The sequence below is a fragment of the Devosia sp. 67-54 genome (assembly GCF_001899075.1).
Taxonomy (GTDB): domain Bacteria; phylum Pseudomonadota; class Alphaproteobacteria; order Rhizobiales; family Devosiaceae; genus Devosia_A.
Map to the genome: position 1 here is coordinate 1 of NZ_MKVA01000012.1, position 16,622 is coordinate 16,622.

The 16,622-nt window shown below is 69.0% G+C and carries 13 protein-coding genes; 9 read left to right on the top strand and 4 right to left on the bottom strand.

Features of this window, described 5'->3' with window-relative positions; all coding sequences use genetic code 11:
- Positions 1-215: 215 nt before the first annotated feature.
- Genes BGO82_RS20965 through BGO82_RS20980 form a run of 4 tightly spaced genes read right to left on the bottom strand, consistent with a single transcriptional unit; the run spans position 216 to position 5,057 of the window.
- On the bottom strand, positions 216-977 hold the full coding sequence (locus BGO82_RS20965; protein WP_291307592.1) for an inositol monophosphatase family protein: 762 nt from the start codon (positions 975-977) through the stop codon (positions 216-218).
- Positions 974-2,419: an FGGY family carbohydrate kinase gene (locus tag BGO82_RS20970; RefSeq protein WP_291307593.1), complete on the bottom strand. Its 1,446-nt coding sequence runs from the start codon at positions 2,417-2,419 to the stop codon at positions 974-976. Before BGO82_RS20970 ends, BGO82_RS20965 begins: the two co-directional genes overlap by 4 nt.
- A complete protein-coding gene (locus BGO82_RS20975; RefSeq protein WP_291307594.1) occupies positions 2,419-3,654 on the bottom strand; it encodes an FAD/NAD(P)-binding oxidoreductase in 1,236 nt (411 codons plus the stop codon). The genes BGO82_RS20970 and BGO82_RS20975 overlap by 1 nt, the downstream gene beginning before the upstream one ends.
- Positions 3,651-5,057, bottom strand: a complete 1,407-nt coding sequence (locus BGO82_RS20980) for an NAD(P)/FAD-dependent oxidoreductase (RefSeq protein ID WP_291307595.1) — start codon at positions 5,055-5,057, stop codon at positions 3,651-3,653. The genes BGO82_RS20975 and BGO82_RS20980 overlap by 4 nt, the downstream gene beginning before the upstream one ends.
- Positions 5,058-5,145: 88 nt before the next feature.
- On the opposite strand from BGO82_RS20980, the gene BGO82_RS20985 reads away from it, so the two are divergent.
- From BGO82_RS20985 to BGO82_RS21025, 9 genes are all read left to right on the top strand, one after another.
- Positions 5,146-5,919, top strand: a complete 774-nt coding sequence (locus BGO82_RS20985) for a DeoR/GlpR family DNA-binding transcription regulator (RefSeq protein ID WP_291307596.1) — start codon at positions 5,146-5,148, stop codon at positions 5,917-5,919.
- Between the two features lie 150 nt (positions 5,920-6,069).
- Positions 6,070-8,076, top strand: a complete 2,007-nt coding sequence (locus tag BGO82_RS20990) for an ABC transporter substrate-binding protein (RefSeq protein ID WP_291307597.1) — start codon at positions 6,070-6,072, stop codon at positions 8,074-8,076.
- A gap of 74 nt (positions 8,077-8,150) precedes the next feature.
- Complete coding sequence (locus BGO82_RS20995) at positions 8,151-9,134, top strand: ABC transporter permease (RefSeq protein WP_291307598.1); 984 nt, start codon at positions 8,151-8,153, stop codon at positions 9,132-9,134.
- 5 nt (positions 9,135-9,139) lie between these two features.
- A complete protein-coding gene (locus BGO82_RS21000; protein WP_291307599.1) occupies positions 9,140-10,279 on the top strand; it encodes an ABC transporter permease in 1,140 nt (379 codons plus the stop codon).
- The gene (locus tag BGO82_RS21005) at positions 10,279-11,298 is read left to right on the top strand and encodes an ABC transporter ATP-binding protein (protein ID WP_291307600.1); all 1,020 of its coding nucleotides are present in this window, start codon (positions 10,279-10,281) and stop codon (positions 11,296-11,298) included. Before BGO82_RS21000 ends, BGO82_RS21005 begins: the two co-directional genes overlap by 1 nt.
- Positions 11,295-12,341 carry an oligopeptide/dipeptide ABC transporter ATP-binding protein gene (locus tag BGO82_RS21010; RefSeq protein WP_291307601.1) on the top strand — a complete coding sequence of 349 codons (1,047 nt, stop codon included), beginning with the start codon at positions 11,295-11,297 and terminating at the stop codon, positions 12,339-12,341. The genes BGO82_RS21005 and BGO82_RS21010 overlap by 4 nt, the downstream gene beginning before the upstream one ends.
- Positions 12,338-13,900 carry an alkaline phosphatase family protein gene (locus BGO82_RS21015; protein ID WP_291307602.1) on the top strand — a complete coding sequence of 521 codons (1,563 nt, stop codon included), beginning with the start codon at positions 12,338-12,340 and terminating at the stop codon, positions 13,898-13,900. Before BGO82_RS21010 ends, BGO82_RS21015 begins: the two co-directional genes overlap by 4 nt.
- A complete protein-coding gene (locus tag BGO82_RS21020; RefSeq protein ID WP_291307603.1) occupies positions 13,897-14,733 on the top strand; it encodes a TIGR01459 family HAD-type hydrolase in 837 nt (278 codons plus the stop codon). The genes BGO82_RS21015 and BGO82_RS21020 overlap by 4 nt, the downstream gene beginning before the upstream one ends.
- Positions 14,734-14,769: 36 nt before the next feature.
- Positions 14,770-16,311, top strand: coding sequence for an alkaline phosphatase family protein (locus BGO82_RS21025; protein WP_291307604.1), 1,542 nt, complete (start codon positions 14,770-14,772; stop codon positions 16,309-16,311).
- Positions 16,312-16,622 lie beyond the last annotated feature (311 nt).

A 16,622-nucleotide genomic window follows, 5' to 3' on the forward strand; every position in this document is an offset into this window, starting at 1 on the left:
GGCCACATGCAGGCATCGCTGGACTCTCGCCCTTCCAAAGACTGAACAACCTTCTTGGAAACGACATCTAGCTGGTCTTCGTTCTCTTGGGGACGGCGTCGCGACTCCGCCCGGATCGGCTGTTGAGTGAGCTGCACGACATCTATGGGCGCGGGCCGGCCGACAGGATGCGGCGCAGACGAATATCTGGCCGCAGCCTGCGGAAGTCTCTGGCTCTACGCGACGAGCGGGCGGAGCAGGGTCACCGCGTCCGGCTTGCCGGCGGCGAAGCGTAGCGTGTCGGTGAGGCGGATGCGGCGCCAGTCGAGGGTGGAGGCGCCGCCCAGCGCCGTGACGATCGGCAGGGCCGCCATGACGTCCCAGCTATGCTCGGCGAGGCCGAGATAGGCATCGGTCTCGCCGCGGGCGACTTCCATCAGGCCGGCGACGCACGAGCCGCAGATGCGCAGCGCCAGCCCGGTCTCGCCCAGCACGAAGCCGAGCGCCGCGAGCGTGGCGTCGAGCGGCGCCTCGGGGACGAGGCCGACGCTCGCCGCGCCGCGCCGCCGATCGAAGCCGGCGAGCGCCGGCAGCGGGACGCCGTCGAGCCAGGCGACGTCGTCGCGGCCGCCGGAAAGGAGTTGCCCCGCAACCGGCAGATTGACGGCGCCGAACAGCGGCCCGGCCGCGTCGTGGCAGCCGATCGAGACGCCCCATTCGGGCCCGCCGCGCACGAAGTTGAAGGTGCCGTCGATGGGATCGAGCACCCAGGTTCGTCCGGAGCGGCTGGGCGCGTGCCCGCCTTCCTCACCCAGAATGCCGTCGTCGGGAAAGGCGCGGCGCAGGCGGCTGGCGATCATCGCTTCGAGCTCGCGGTCGGCGCGGCTGACGAGGTCGAGCGGCCCCTTGGCCTCGATGTCGAGCGTGTCGCGCGTGCGGAAGAAGTCGAGCGCCAGCGCGCCGGCCTCGCGGGCGATGGCCTCGATCTCCGCCCTCATCGACGCCAGCCCTGCGCCCGCCCGCGGGCCTCGGTGAAGCGCTGGCGCAGCGACAGCGCGGTGTCGGGGTCGAGCATGGGCTGGACGGGCGGGGGCGCCTCGTCCGTCAGCGGACGATAGTCGGCGGCATCGGTGCCGGTCGCGACTGCGGCGGCGAGCTGCGCGACGCCGAGCGCGGTGAGCTCGATACCGTCGCGCACGCGCAGCGGATGGCCGCTGAAATCGGCGAGCGCGCGGATGAACCAGGGCGAGCGCGCGAGGCCGCCATCGACCGGCACCGGCGCGCCCGGCGCGAAGCCGAGGCCGTCGAGCACCTCGGCGATGCGGAAGGCGATGCCTTCGAGCACCGCCTTGATCATCGTTTCGCGCGTCGTGCCGGCGTCGAGGCCGATGAAGAGGCCGGCGGCGCTGCGGTCCCAATGCGGAAAGGCGAGGCCCGACAGCGCCGGCACGAAGAAGATGCCCGTGCGCGCCGCGCGGTCGCCGTCGAGCGCGGCAAGCTCGGCATGGTCGCGCAGCACGCCGATGCGCAGGAGCCAGTCGATGGCCGCCGCGGCGCTGTAGACGCCGCCCTCGGCGGCATAGGCGCGGCCGTTGCGGCGCGGCCAGGCGGCGGTGAGCACGCTGCCGGGCGGCGCGGCCTCGGGCCGTCCATCGCTGGCGAGGATCAGGGCGAAGGCGCCGGTGCCGATCGTCACCTTGCCGCTCCCCGGCCGCCGGCAGCCATGGCCGTACAGCGTGGCGACCTGATCGACCACGCCCGCGCACAACGTCGCCGGGCCGCAGGCGGTCGCGACGTCGCCGATCGGCTGCCGGTCGTCGACGATCTCGGGCAGGGCCTCGATGGGCACGCCGAACAGCTCGCACAGCGTCGGGTCCCAGGTGCAGTCGGCAAGGTGCATCAGCGAGGTGCGCGCGGCGGTGGTGGCGTCGGTGGCGTAGCGGCCGGTGAGGCGCTCGATGAAATAGCTGTCGGAGGTACCGAGCCCCAGCCGGCCCTTGCCGGCGAGCGTCCGCGCGCCGGGGGCGTGGTCGAGCAGCCAGCGCAGCTTGCTGGCGGAGAAATAGCTGTCGAGCGGCAGGCCGCTGCGGGCCGTCACCTCGGCGGCGAGGCCGTCCGCCGCCATGCGCGCGATCTCGGGGGCGGTGCGCTGGTCCTGCCAGACGATGGCCGGCGCCAGCGGCTCGCCGGTGTCGCGGTCCCACGCCACCACCGTCTCGCCCTGGTTGGCGATGCCGACCACGCGCGCGCCCGCCGCGACGGCGGCCTCGATGCTGGCGGTGACGTTGGCGAGCAGCTCCGGCGCCTGCTGCTCGACCCAGCCGGCATGCGGAAAATCCTGCGCATGGGCGCGGCCGGGCAGCGGCGCGACGATGCCGTCGGCACCGAGCAGCACGCCCTTGGTCGATGTCGTTCCCTGATCGATGCCGGCAACCAGCATCACGCCTCCTCGATGAAACAAAGCGTCAGTTTCTGCACCTTGTCGAGAGGGGGCAAGCGCCGGCTGAGGCCATGCCGGCGTTCCGGATGCAGCGTCAGCCGCCCGGAGCGCCAGATCTCCGTGCCGTCGGCGCTGAGCGAGAAATGGCCGGTAGCGCTGCGCGCCATGCGCACCTGCATCTGCAGCGGCCCGAGCCGGCCGACCGGCAGCGACAGCGCGCTCGGGATCAGCAGCCTTATGGGGCCGGCGATGTCGATGGGCACGCGCCGCCCGCCGCGTCCCAGCCCGCCGAGATCGTCGGCGATGGCATCGGCCGCCGCCGCGCCCTCGCGCGCCGACCACGCCGCCGTCTCGACCCCGCGCAGCACGTTGCCGGCGGCGTAGATCGCGGCGTCCGGCGTGCGCCAGCTCTGGTCGACGGCCGCGCCGAGCGAGCCCGGCGCGACGAGGCCGGCGAGGCCGGACAGCACCGAAGTCTCGGGCACGAACTCGCCGGTGAAGATCACCGCGTCGCAGCCGATGTCGCGGCGCCCGCTGGCACTTTCGACCGTGACCGAGTCGACCGCGGCGGCATCGCCCGGCGCGGCGTTGATGGCGAGGAGGCGGTGGCCGAACAGTACGCTGGTACGCAGCACGGTGCGGGCGAACAGCGCGCCCGGCCCGATGCTGACGGTGCGCTCGCCGGCTTCCAGCATCGCCACCGGCCGGATGGCATGGTCGCGCAGGCTGAGCGCGGCCGAGAACGCGATCATCTCGCTGCCGACGACCACCGGCCGGCGGAAGGGAAGGGGCCGGCCTTCGGCGATCAGCCGCTGTAGCGCGCCGGTGGTCAGCACGTTGCGCGGCCGGTCGCCCGACACCAGGCGGGCGGCGCGCGAGCGCTCGCGGATGCCGGTGGCGATCAGCACCCGGCGCGGCAACAGCACCGCCTCGCCCTCGGGCGTCGAGACGGTGACGGCGCCGTCGCGGGCGATTCGGGTGACGGTGGTCGAGGTCGCGATCTTGGCTGGATCGACGTTCTGGCGCCACAGCGCGGCATAGGACGGCCCCGACATCGGGCGAAAGAAATCGGTGACCCCGAAGGTCGGGTGCGGGCAGAAGCGCGGAATGCCGCCGGCCTCGGCCTCGCGCTCGACCACCAGCACATTGTCGATGCCGCGCGTGGCGAACTGGCGGGCCGCGGCGAGGCCGGCCGGCCCGCCGCCGACGATGAGCACGTCCGGCGTCAGGTTCATTCGGCCGCCTCGGCCAGCGGCTCGGGGTAGAATTGCGGGGCCAGCCGGCTGAGCGCGCCGGTGCAGCCGAAGCCCTGGCAGCGGCCCATCGCCGCCCGCGTGCGGCGCTTGAGGCCGCCCAGCGTGCCGGCGGCGAGCGGCCCCTCGAGCGCCGCTGCGATCTCGCCTTCGGTGACCCATTCGCAATGACAGGCGATCGGGCTGCGGCCCGGCATCTGATAGGGACGCGGCCGCGCCTCGGCGAGATTGGGCATCTGCGGCCAGTCGAGGTCGTCGTCCGCCGGCGCCGGGCGCGGCTCGCCCAGAATGTGAGAGCCTTCCGTCGCTGCCCATTCGCCGAGCCCGAGCGACGCCGACAGGCCGGTCGAGCGGATGCCGCCCACCGTGATGAAACGCTGTTCCGGATCGGCGCGCAGCTGATAGTCGCGATGCTCGGTGGCCGGCCGCAGGCCGGCGAAGGCGGCGGTGATGGTCTGGCCGGCGAGGGCGGGCAGCATCGCCTCGCCTTCGGCCATGATGCGCCGCAGCACGGCGCCGTCGGTGCGGGCGTGCACCCGGTCGTCCTGGTCCTCGGCGGTCGGGCCGAGCAGCAGATTGCCGAACACGGTTCGCGCCAGCAGCACGCCCTTGGTGCGTTCGGTCGGGACCTTGAGGATGATGGAGGTGACGAGCTCGTGCGCCGGCTTGTCGTAGACGAGGAACTGGCCCTTGCGCGGCCGGATGGTGAAGCCGGGCACGCGCCCGGCCAGCGTCTCGACCCGGTCGCCGAACAGGCCCGCGGCGTTGACCACCAGTCGCGCCGCGATCTCGCCGCGCGCCGTCCGCAGCCGCCAGGCCTGTCCGTCATCGGCGAGGCCGAGCACTTCGGCGCCGGTGACAAGGCGCGCGCCATGCAGCATCGCTTGCCGCAGATAGGCGAGGGGCGCGCTCCACGGATCGATGATGCCCTCGTCGGCGATCAGCACGGCGCCGCGGGCGTCGGCGGCAAGGCCCGGCTCGCGCCTGCGCAGCGCCGCCGCATCGAGGATCGACGCCTCGACGCCGTTGGCGGCGGCATGCGCGGCGATCGCCGGCAGTTTCGCCACTTGCGCGTCGTCCCACGCCACCACCACCGCGCCGGTGCGCTCGAAGGGCAGGTTCAGGCGCTGATGCATGCGCCGGTAGAGCGCATAGCCCGACTTGATCAGTTGCAGCTCGAGGCTGCCTGCCGGCTCGTCGAAGCCGGTATGCAGCAGCGCGCTGTTGCCTTTGCTCGCGCCTTCGAGGATGTCCGCGGCCTTTTCCACAAGCACCGTGCGCCAGCCGCGAATGGCGAAGGCGCGCGCTATTGCGCACCCGACGACGCCGGCTCCAATGATGGCGACATCGTAGAGGCTGTCCGAATCTGCGGCGCCGAAGGCCATTTTCGTATGAGGAACAATCATCAATGTTTGACCGAATAGTCATTCAGATGTCACATATTGACCGAACAGGCAATGGCGGATGTGTGCAATGAAGCCGGCGGAGAGGCGTGAACGGATTGCGACGCTGGTCCGCGAGGCGGGCAAGCTCAGCGTCGATGACCTGGCCGAGCGACTCGACACTTCGCGCGAGACGGTGCGGCGCGACCTCGTGCTGCTCTCCGAGCAGGGAGTGCTGCGCAAGGTGCATGGCGGTGCCGTGCCGTCGCAGACCGCGCTCGAAAGCCCGCTCGGCGACCGCCGCGCTGCGGCGCGGGCGGAAAAGATCGCCATCGGCCGCGCCGCCGCCGCGCTGTTCGAGCCTGGCGACAGCCTTTTGATCGACGCCGGCTCCACCACCGCCTATTTCGCCGAGGCTTTGGGCCGCGCCGGGGTGTTTACGGTGATCACCAATTCGGTGCTGGTGGCCAACGAATTGTGGGCCGCGCCCAATCGCGGCGAGGTCTATCTCACCGGCGGCCGCTATTTCGGCGAGGGCCACGAAGTGCTCGGCCCGCTGGTGGTCGAGCAGATCCAGCGGCTGCACGCCGACCATGCGGTGCTGACCATCGGCGCCATCGATGCCGGCGGCAAGTTCATGGATTTCAACACCGAGGAGGCCTTCGTCGCCCGCGCCATGATCGCCAGTGCCCGCCGCACCACGGTGCTGGCCGACGCCAGCAAGCTCAACCGGCAGGCGCTGTTCCAGGTGTGCGAGGCGAGCCAGGTGGAGCGGCTGGTGACCGACCGCATGCCCGAGCCGGCGATGGCCAATCTGCTGCAATCGGCCGGAGTCGAGATCATCGTGGCCGAAACGCACCGCTGACTCGCGTGACGTTGTGATGACGCGGCGGCCATTTACACATTAATTCGCCCGAATGGTCATTGTTGGGTTGACTTGGTGACCATTTAGTCATTCTCTTCGCGTCGTGCAGAAATCTGCGCGCGGCCGTGCCGCCAACGGGGAGTCACACGCATGCGATCACGCCTTCAGAAAGGACGCCGTAGCGTCGCTGTTCTTGCCACCGCGCTGAGCCTGACCTGGCTCGGCGCCAACGCGGCGCTCGCCGCCGCCTGTCCGACCGTCGCCGATCCCGGCAAGCTGGTCGGCGCCTTTCCGCAGCAGGCCGAAATCGACGAGGCCGCCGCGGCCGGCATCACGCTCACCTATTCCGACAATCCGCTGTTTGCCGCCGACGTCGCCGCCGGCAAGCTGCCGCCGGTCAAGGACCGCCTGCCCGAGCAGCCGCTGATCGAGCTGCCCTACGAGGCGTGCGGCGTCTATGGCGGCACGCTCGAAGGCACGTCGCGCGCCCCGACCTCGGGCACCTCCGACATCCTGAGCTGGCGCCAGACGGTGCTGGTGCGCATGTCGGACGATCTGAAGACGGTGGTGCCCGACGTCGCCCGCTCGTGGAAGTGGAACGACGATTACACCGCCGTGACCTTCGAGCTGCGTAAGGGCCACAAATGGTCCGACGGCCAGCCCTTCACCGCCGACGATGTGGTGTTCTTCTTCGAGGACATCATCCAGAACAAGGATCTGAGCCCCAACACCACCGCTGAATGGGGCGTCAATCCGCACGCCAAGGCGATCGATCCCACGCATGTGCAGATTTCGTTCGACGCGCCGGACCCGGGGCTGCTCACCTACATGGCGACCAGCGGCTCGTATTTCAGCACCTTCGCGCCGCGGCACTTCTTCGAGAAGTTCATGCCGAAATACAATCCCAACGCCGATGCCGACGCCAAGAAGGCGGGCTTCGACGACTGGAAGAAGTGGTTCGCCAACTACTATCAGAAATGGCACGACGACGGCACCGTGACCGCCGCGGCGCTCGAAGTCCCCACGCTCGAGGCGATGGTGGTCGAGCAGGTGCCCGACACGCAGCAGCGCGTGTTCAAGGCCAACCCCTATTATTTCAAGGTCGACAGCTCGGGCCAGCAGCTCCCTTATTTCGAGCGTACGCATGAGCGCTTCCTGACCGCCGATCTGCAGGTGCTGGCCATCCTCAACGGCGAGGTGGACTTCAAGGCGCAGGGCAACGAGCTCGAGAACTATCCCACCCTCAAGGACGGCGAGGACAAGGGTCACTACAAGGTGCAACTGCCCGAAGGCGCCATCGGCACCGATTTCGCCTTCAACATCACCCATGCCGATCCGAAGCTGAGGGCCGTCTATTCCGATCTGCGCTTCCGCCAGGCGGTGTCGATGGCGATCAATCGCGACGAGATGAACCAGGTGATGTATTTCGGCCTTGGCCAGCCGAGCCAGGCACTGCCGGCCGACACCAGCTTCGTCACCGCCGCCGACGAAAACTACATGATCGAGTACAGCCCGGACAAAGCCAATGCGCTGCTCGACGACATGGGCATGAAGAAGGGCGCCGACGGCTTCCGCACCTTCCCCGACGGCTCGCCCTTCACCATCCTGTGGCAGTATTCGAGCCAGTTCGCCGGGCCCGAATTCGTCAAGCTGATGAGCGACTACCTCAAGGCCGTCGGCCTCAACGTCAACGCCAAGGAAGTCACCTCCGAGGCCACTCGCGACAACTCCAAAGCCGGCATCTCCGACATCAACATGGAGTGGGACGTTCCCTACGAGCCGACGCTGGTCGCCAATATCGACCTTTACGTGCCGTACTATTCCGACATCTCGCCGCTGTTCGGCGTGAAGTGGAAGCAATGGTACAACAGCAACGGCAAGGAAGGCGAGGAGCCGCCGGACTGGGCCAGGAAGATGTTCGACCTGGCCAAGGAATGGAAGACGGTTCTACCGGGGTCCGACCGCTACATGGAGATCGGCAGGGAGCTGGTGAAGCTCAACCTCGAGAACATGACCATCATCGGCACCATCGGCGCGCTGCCCAAGCCCGTCGTCGTCACCGACAAGCTCCACAACATCAGCGCCAAGCTGGGCACGGTGCACTACAATTTCGGCTATATGTACCCCTACCGCCCGGATCAGTGGTACAAGCAGTAAACCATAGCTTTGCCGGGGCGGTTCGCCGCCCCGGCCACCAGCATCCGTCCCTCACAGTCGATGTCCGGTAAGCCATGATCCGATTCCTGACGCGCCGGCTGGGCTACATGGCGCTGACGCTGCTGCTGGTTTCGGTGGTGTCGTTTGTCATCATCCAGGCCGCGCCGGGCGATTATGCCGAGATCTATGCGGCCAAGAAGGCGGCGACCGGCGCCGTCATCACCCAGGCCGACATCGAGGCGATGCGGGTGGAGCTCGGCCTCGACCAGCCGGTCTATGTGCAATATGTGCGCTGGATGTGGAATGCGCTGCATGGCGATTTCGGCATGAGCTGGGCCTGGAAGCGCCCGGTGGGCGAGGTGATCGCGGAGCGCCTGCCGGTGACGCTGGCCATCGCCTTCGCCACGCTGCTGTTCATGTACGCGGTCTCCATCCCGGTTGGCATCTATTCGGCGGTGCGGCGCTATTCGGTGGGCGACTATGCCTTCTCCATCCTCGGCTATGTCGGCCTCGCCATCCCCAATTTTCTGCTGGCGCTGGTGCTGCTCTACTGGAGCCAGCAATATCTCGGCCAGAGCGTCGGCGGCCTCTATTCGCCGGCCTTCGAGAACGCGCCGTGGAGCTGGGGCAAATTCGTCGACCTCATGGCGCATCTGGTGGTGCCGGTGATCGTGCTCGGCACCTCCGGAACGGCGTTCCTCACCCGCGCCATGCGCGCTGCCGTGCTCGACGAGCTCGACAGGATGTATGTGCTCTCGGCCCGCGCCAGCGGCCTGTCGCCGATGCAGGTGCTGCTGCGCTATCCGGTGCGCACCGCGCTCAACCCCATCGCCTCGACGCTGGGCTGGCGGTTGACCTACGTGATTTCCGGCGCCCCCATCGTCGGCTTCGTGCTGGCGCTTCCCGACACCGGCCCGCTGTTCCTCAATGCCCTGCTCAACCAGGACATGATGCTCGCCGGCGCCATGATCTTCATTTATTGCGCGCTCACCATCATCGGCACCTTCGTCTCCGACGTGCTGCTGGTGCTGCTCGATCCGCGCATCCGGCTGGAGTGACGCCGATGGCCGTGACCGACATCGCCGCACCGCCGGCCCGCACCGCCCGCCGCAAGCGCATGCGCCGCCCGGACCTCGCCAGCCAGTGGCAGCTGATGTGGTGGAAGTTCCGCCGCCACAAGCTCGCATTGTTCGGCCTCGTGGTGCTCGGCCTCTTCGTGCTGATGACCATGTTCGCCGAAATCATCGGCCCGTACCCGCCCGGCCAGCGCGACACAAAATATGTCGCCGGCCCGCCGATGATGCCGCAGATCGTCGATACCGCGGGCAATTGGCATCTGCCCTTCGTCTATGGCGTCAAGGGCGTGCGCGATTCGAAGACGCTGCGCATGACCTATGTCGCCGATACCGCGCAGCTCTGGCATCTCGAGCTGTTCGTGCGCGGCACGCCCTACAAGCTTTTCGGCATCATCCCCGGCGACATCCATCTGTTCGGCACCGACCAGGGGAGCGTGCATCTGTTCGGCACCGATTTCACCGGGCTCGACATCTTCACCCGCTCGGTGTTCGCGACGCGCGCCTCGCTCGGCGTGGCGGTGGTGGGCGTCGCCGTGTCCTTCATCCTCGGCGCCGCCATCGGCGGTGCGGCAGGCTATTTCGGCGGTGCCTTCGACAATCTGGTGATGCGGCTGATCGAATTCATCCGCTCCATCCCGACGCTGCCGCTGTGGCTGGTGCTGGCGGCGCTGCTGCCGCGCGACTGGGGGGCGCTGCAGACCTATCTCGCCATCACCATCATCCTCGCGCTGCTCGGCTGGACCTGGCTGGCGCGCACCGTGCGCAGCAAGCTGCTGGCGACACGGCACGAGGATTTCGTGCTGGCGGCGCGGCTTTCGGGCTGCTCCGACACGCGCATCATCGCGCGGCACCTGCTGCCCTCCTTCATGAGCTACCTGATCGTCGACACGTCGGTGGCCTTTCCCGAAATCCTCCTGGCCGAAACCTCGCTCTCCTTCCTCGGGCTCGGCCTGCGCGAGCCGGTCGAGAGCTGGGGCGTGCTGCTCTACGCGGCGCAGTCGATCCGCTCCATCAGCCAGGCGCCCTGGCTGATGATCCCCGGTGTCTTCGTCATCGTCGCGGTGCTCGCCTTCAACTTCGTCGGCGACGGGCTGCGCGACGCCGCCGATCCCTATTCGAGGTCGTGATGACGGCATCTCCCGATTTTCCCGTGCTCGATGTCAGCGGCCTGTCGATCGCCCTCGACAATGATGGTGTGCAGGTGCCCATCACCCAGGATGTGAGCTTTTCCATCGCCCGTGGCGAGGTGCTGGCGCTGGTGGGCGAAAGCGGCTCGGGCAAGAGCCTCACCGCGCTGTCGCTGCTGCAGCTGCTGGGGCATGGGCTGTCGGTGGTGGCCGGGCAGATCCAGTTCCAGGCGCGCGACGGGGGCCGCACCGACATCGCCCGGCTCGGCCGTTCGGGTCATGCCATCGAGGCGTTGCGCGGCGCGCGCATCGGCATGATCTTCCAGGAGCCGATGAGCTCGTTCTCGCCCATCCACACCATCGGCGCGCAGATCGCCGAAGTGGTGGAAGTTCACGAAAAGGTTGGACGCAAGGAGGCGCGCCGGCGCGCCGCGGACCTGCTCGGCAAGGTCGGCATCCCCGATCCGGTCGGCGCGCTCGACCGGTACCCGGCACAGTTCTCCGGCGGCATGCGGCAGCGTGCCATGATCGCGCGGGCGCTGGTGTGCGGCCCGAGCCTGTTGATCGCCGACGAGCCGACGACGGCGCTCGACGTCACCATCCAGGGCCAGATTCTCGAGCTGCTGCGCGCGCTGAAGCGCGAGCTGGGGATGGCGATCCTCTTCATCACCCACGATCTCGGCATCGTGGCGCAGATGGCCGACCGGGTGGCCATCATGTATTCCGGCCGCATCGTCGAGAGCGGCCCGGTACGCGACATCTTCCGTCACCCGGCGCATCCCTATACGCGGGCGCTGCTCGATGCCGTGCCGCGGCTGGGCGACATCGACCGCGGCCGCCGCATCCAGCCCATCGCCGGCAGCATCCCGAACATCTTCGAGGTACCGGGCGGCTGCCGCTTCCATCCGCGCTGCCCCGTCGCGGTGCTGCCGCGCTGCGCCGCGTCGGCGCCGCCGCGCCACAGCAGCGGCCGGCACGAGGTCGAGTGCATTCACGGCGAAACGGAGCTTGCGCCATGAGCGACCTGCTGACGGTCGAGCATCTGTCGGTGCGCTTTCCCATCCGGTCCGGTGCGGTGTGGTCGAAGGTGGTCGGCCATGTGACGGCGGTCGACGACGTGTCGTTCACCATCGCACACGGCGAGACGCTGGGGCTCGTCGGCGAAAGCGGCTCGGGCAAGACCTCGCTGGGGCAGGCGGTGTTGCGCGGCCACGAACCGGCCGCGGGGCGGGTGACGCTCGACATCGACGGGCGGCGCATCGCCATCACCAGCATGGGCAAGACCGAGCTGCGCGAGGCGCGCCGCCACATGCAGATGATCTTCCAGGACCCCTATGCCTCGCTCAACCCGCGCATGACGGTGCGCGATATTCTGAGCGAGCCGCTGATCGCCGGCGCCGCCAGGGGCGAGCGGCTGAGCCGTACGCAGATCGACGCGCGCGTCGTCGATATTGCCACCAAATGCGGGCTGTCGCGCGACCAGCTCAACCGCTTCCCGCATGCCTTCTCCGGCGGACAGCGGCAGCGCATCGCCATTGCCCGCGCGCTGGTGCTCAAGCCGGCGCTGGTGGTGTGCGACGAGCCGATCTCCTCGCTCGACGTGTCGATCCAGGCGCAGGTGCTGAACCTGCTGGCGGAGTTGCAGGAGACGCTGGGGCTTACCTATCTCTTCATCGCGCACGACCTCGCGGCGGTGGCCTATGTCTGCGACCGCGTGGCGGTAATGTATCTGGGTCAGATCGTCGAGCTCGGCACCACGCGGCAGGTCTATTACAGCCCCAAACACCCCTATACCGAGGCGCTGATGTCGGCAGTGCCCGAGCCCGACCCGGATTCGACGCGCCGGCCGATCCTGTTGGCCGGCGAGCGCCCCGATCCGGCGCATCCGCCCACCGGCTGCCGCTTCAATACGAGGTGCCTGCACGCCACCGAAACCTGCCGCGCGGTAATGCCGCCGCTGCGCCCGCTCGGCGACGGGCACTTCGCCGCCTGCCACTATGCCGAAACGCTGGAGCTGCGCGGCGCGCTCGCGCTCGGCGCCGCGGCGACGGCCACCGCATGAGCGATCCCGGCCGCCTCAATGTGCTGCTGATCACGGCCGACCAGATGCGCGCCGATTGCCTGTCGGCCGTCGGCCATCCGCTGGTCAGAACCCCCAACCTCGACCGGCTCGCCGCCGAGGGCACGCTGTTCGCCCGGCATTTCGGCCAGTGTCCGCCCTGCGGTCCGGCCCGCACCTCGCTGCTCACCGGCATGTACCAGATGAACCATCGTTCGGTGCAGAACGGCACGCCGCTCGATGCCGGCATCACCAACATCGCCGAAATGGCGCGCACCGCCGGCTATGTCCCCTGGCTCATCGGCTATACCGACACCACGCTCGACCCGCGGCGCCTGCATCCGCGCGATCCGCGCGCCGGGCGCTACGAGGAGCTGCTGCCGGGCATCCAGCAATACGCGCCGGGCAGCGAGGAGGCCTCGGGCGATACCGACTGGCGCCGCCATCTGCGCGATCTCGGCTATGCCAATTGGGACCATCCGTTCGAGCAGCAGCCGGGCTTCGAGCGCGAGGCGGCGGCGAAGGGGCCGAGCTACGCGCCGACGCGGCTCAGGCCTGAGCACTCGGACACGGCCTATACCGCCGACCGGGCGATGCGCTTCTTCCGCCAGAACGAGAACGAGGCGTGGTTCCTGCATGTGAGCTTCCTCCGGCCGCACCCGCCGCTGCTCGCGCCCGAGCCGTGGCACGCCATGTACGACCTCGAGGACGTGCCCGATTTCCGCGCGCTGCCCAGCATCGAGGATGAAAAGCGCATCCATCCCTTCATGCCGTTCCGGCTCGACCGGCTGGAGATGAACCCGAAGCTGCCGCTCGACGGCCCGCACCCCAACGACCATCCATGGTGGCGGCAGGCGCGCGCCACCTATTACGGACTGATCTCCGAACTCGACCATCACCTCGGCCGCATGCTGCAGGCGCTGCGCGATCTGGGGCTCTACGAGCGCACGCTGATCGTCTTCACCTCCGACCACGGCGAGATGCTCGGCGACCATTGGTGCTGGGGCAAGGAAACGCCGTTCGACCAGTCGGTGCACGTGCCCTGCATCGTCCGCGCGCCGGACGCGCCGGCAGCGGCGCGGGGCCGGGTGGTGAACGCGTTCACCGAGCATGTCGATGTGATGCCGACCCTCCTCGACTATCTGGGCGCCGACATTCCGCTGCAATGCGACGGCCGCTCGCTGCGTCCTTTCATCGACGGCGGGGCGCCGTCGCGCTGGCGCGACGAAGCGCGCTGGGAGTATGATTTCCGCTCGATCGTCGACGACGGCGTGGACGCGCTCTTCGGCCTTCGCATCGACGAGATGAGCCTGTCGGTGCTGCGCACCGATACGGCCAAATATGTGCATTTCGGCGCGCTGCCGCCGCTTTACTACGACCTGGAGGCCGACCCGCATGAGCTCGACAACCGCGCCGGCGATCCGGCGGCGATGCCCGGCATGCTGGCACTGGCGCAGCGCATGCTGAGCTGGCGCATGCTGTTCAACCGCCGCGAGCTGACCGGCATCCGCCTCCAGCGCGGCCGCCAGATCCACGCCGCCCCGGAGCGCCGCATCCCGTGAGCTACACCCGGATTGCCGGATTGCGCGATGTCGTGACGCGCTATCACACGCTGTTCGTCGACGCCTATGGCGTGCTGCATGACGGCGCCGCCTCCTTTCCTGGCGCGCCGGGGGCCCTGCAGCAGGCGCGGCAGGCGGGGCTGCGGGTGGTGGTGGTCACCAACGCCGCGACGCGGCTCGACGCCGTGCGGCGCAAGCTCGGCGAAGCCGGCATCGGCGCCGATTGCTACGACGCGGTGATGTCCTCGGGAGAGCTGGCCTGGCGCTATCTGAGCGAAGGTCCGGGAGCCACCGCCGCCCCGCTTTTCGTGATCCGCGAAGGGAGCGGCCCGGCCTGGGTCGAGCACTTGCCGCAGCCGCAGAGCGCCGAGGTGCGGCATGCCGGCGCAATCGTCGCGGCCGGCATGCCGTTCCACACCGAGCAGGCGTTCTACGCCACGGCGTTCGCCGAGACGCTGCAGGCCGGCGCGGCGCTGAAGCTGCCGATGGTGGTGGCCGATTCCGACGAGACCTATCCCTCGCGCGGCGTCATCCGGCTCGGGCCGGGCTGGCTGGCGCGGCTGTATGGCGCGATGGGCGGGCCGCTGCTCGAGTTCGGCAAGCCGCACCGGCCGATCTACGACGCCGCCGCGGCGGCGGTGGGGGCGCCGGCGCGCGCCGGCATCCTCGCCATCGGCGACAATCTCAGGACCGATATCGCCGGCGCCGCCGCCTATGGCATCGACTCGCTGCTGGTGCTCGAAGGCGGTGTGCATGGCGGCGACACGCCGGAAACATTGCGCGCCATGCCCGGCGCGGCGCCGACCTATGTGGCCACGCGCCTCGCATGGTGAAATGATGCCGATCTCCAACCGAAAGAGCCGCACGTCATGACCGAGCGTCCCAACATCCTGCTGATCTGCGCGGACCAGTGGCGCGCCGACTGCATGTCGGGGGTAGGGCACCCCAATGTGAAAACCCCGAACCTCGATGCGCTCGCCGCCGACGGCGTGCGGTTCGAGACCCATTTCGGCCAGACGACGCCGTGCGGGCCGTCGCGCACCAGCCTGCTGACCGGCCTCTATCTGATGAACCACCGCTCCGGCCGCAACGGCACGCCGCTCGACGCGCGCCACACCAACATCGCGCTCGAAGCGCGCAAGGCCGGCTACGATCCGGCGCTGTTCGGCTACACCGACACGACCCCGGACCCGCGTGGCAAACACCCCAGCGATCCGGCGCTGACCGCCTATGACGAGGGCGTGCTGCCCGGCTTCATCACCCCGATGCACCTGCCCGAGGACATGGGCGCCTGGGTCTCGGAGCTGCTCGCCAAGGGCTACGATTTCACCGGCCGCGACGACGTGTTCCGGCCCAGGCGCAACTTCAAAAAGCCCGACGACCGCGGCTTCCGCTACATCCCCACGGAATTCCCCGCCGAGGACGACGAGACGACTTTCGTCACCGACGCCTTCCTCAAATGGCTGCTGGTGCGGCAGCACAAGCCGTGGTTCGCGCACCTCGTGTTCTTCCGGCCGCACCCGCCCTTCATCGCGCCCGAGCCCTACAATGCGGCGATCGATCCGGCGGATGTCGCCATGCCGGTGCGCGCCGCGACGCCCGAGATCGAGGGCCGGCAGCACCCACTGCTCAACTATTCGATCGACAGGCTGCGCCGGCCTGGCGAGTTCGACGAGCTGAACCCGCTCGATCTCGTCACCGCCGACGACCTCGAGATCCGGCAGATGCGCGCCACCTATTACGGCCTCGTCGAGGAGTGCGACGCGCAGCTCGGCCGCATCATCCAGCACCTCAAGGACACCGGCCAGTACGACCGCACGCTGATCATCGTCACCTCCGACCACGGCGAGATGCTGGGCGAGCACTACATGTGGAGCAAGGAGATCTATTTCGACCCCTCGTTCCACCTGCCGCTGGTGATCCGCGACCCGCGCCCCGACGCTGCGCGCGGCGTGCGGGTCAGCGCCCCGACGCAGGCCATCGACGTGATGCCCACCATCCTCGACTGGATGGGCCAGGAGGTGCCGCGCACCTGCGACGGCCGCTCGCTGCTGCCCTTCCTCAAGGGCCAGACGCCGGACGACTGGCGGGACGCGGTATTTTTCGAGCACGATTTCCGGCAGGTCCGCTCGCAGGCGGCGGAGAAGGCGCTCGGCATCGCCTCCGACCAGTGCTGCTACGCCGTGATCCGCGGCAAACGCTGGAAATACGTGCATTTCGCGGCACTGCCGCCGCTGCTGTTCGATCTCGAGGCCGACCCGCACGAGACGCGCAACCTCGCGGCCGATCCTGCGATGCGCGATGTGCTGCTCGACTGCGCCCAGCGCATGCTCGACTGGCGCCTGACCGCGCAGGAGCGGACCATGACCAACATGCATGTCGGCAAAGGCGGCCTGTTCGTGCGGAACTGAGGGGCCGCGAAGCCGGTGAGTGTGGCCCCCACCCCCGGCCCCTCCCCGCAAGCGGGGAGGGGAGCGATGGAACCGCATTCTTCGATGCCTCAGTCAGGCCCCCTCCCCCTTGCGGGGAGGGGCTGGGGGTGGGGGCCAAATGCACTGTGGATCAGGCGACGCCGTCGCGCGCTCCACCGCGCGGCAGTCGGCGATGACCTCGCCGGGCTGCGACAGCAGCGAGCCCCTGTGCTGATTGTACGAACCGTCGAACACCGCGGTGCCGCAATGATGTTTCAGTCAGGCCCCCCTCCCCCTTGCGGGGAGGGGAC

What these genes read in the sequence shown, in the direction of transcription:
- BGO82_RS20990 (WP_291307597.1), top strand. Translation starts at nt 6,070, where the DNA reads ATGCGATCACGCCTTCAGAAAGGACGCCGTAGCGTCGCTGTTCTTGCC.
- BGO82_RS20985 (WP_291307596.1), top strand. Translation starts at nt 5,146, where the DNA reads ATGAAGCCGGCGGAGAGGCGTGAACGGATTGCGACGCTGGTCCGCGAG.
- BGO82_RS20970 (WP_291307593.1), bottom strand. Translation starts at nt 2,419, where the DNA reads ATGCTGGTTGCCGGCATCGATCAGGGAACGACATCGACCAAGGGCGTG.
- BGO82_RS20995 (WP_291307598.1), top strand. Translation starts at nt 8,151, where the DNA reads ATGATCCGATTCCTGACGCGCCGGCTGGGCTACATGGCGCTGACGCTG.
- BGO82_RS20980 (WP_291307595.1), bottom strand. Translation starts at nt 5,057, where the DNA reads ATGGCCTTCGGCGCCGCAGATTCGGACAGCCTCTACGATGTCGCCATC.
- BGO82_RS21025 (WP_291307604.1), top strand. Translation starts at nt 14,770, where the DNA reads ATGACCGAGCGTCCCAACATCCTGCTGATCTGCGCGGACCAGTGGCGC.
- BGO82_RS21015 (WP_291307602.1), top strand. Translation starts at nt 12,338, where the DNA reads ATGAGCGATCCCGGCCGCCTCAATGTGCTGCTGATCACGGCCGACCAG.
- BGO82_RS21000 (WP_291307599.1), top strand. Translation starts at nt 9,140, where the DNA reads ATGGCCGTGACCGACATCGCCGCACCGCCGGCCCGCACCGCCCGCCGC.
- BGO82_RS20965 (WP_291307592.1), bottom strand. Translation starts at nt 977, where the DNA reads ATGAGGGCGGAGATCGAGGCCATCGCCCGCGAGGCCGGCGCGCTGGCG.
- BGO82_RS21005 (WP_291307600.1), top strand. Translation starts at nt 10,279, where the DNA reads ATGACGGCATCTCCCGATTTTCCCGTGCTCGATGTCAGCGGCCTGTCG.
- BGO82_RS20975 (WP_291307594.1), bottom strand. Translation starts at nt 3,654, where the DNA reads ATGAACCTGACGCCGGACGTGCTCATCGTCGGCGGCGGGCCGGCCGGC.
- BGO82_RS21010 (WP_291307601.1), top strand. Translation starts at nt 11,295, where the DNA reads ATGAGCGACCTGCTGACGGTCGAGCATCTGTCGGTGCGCTTTCCCATC.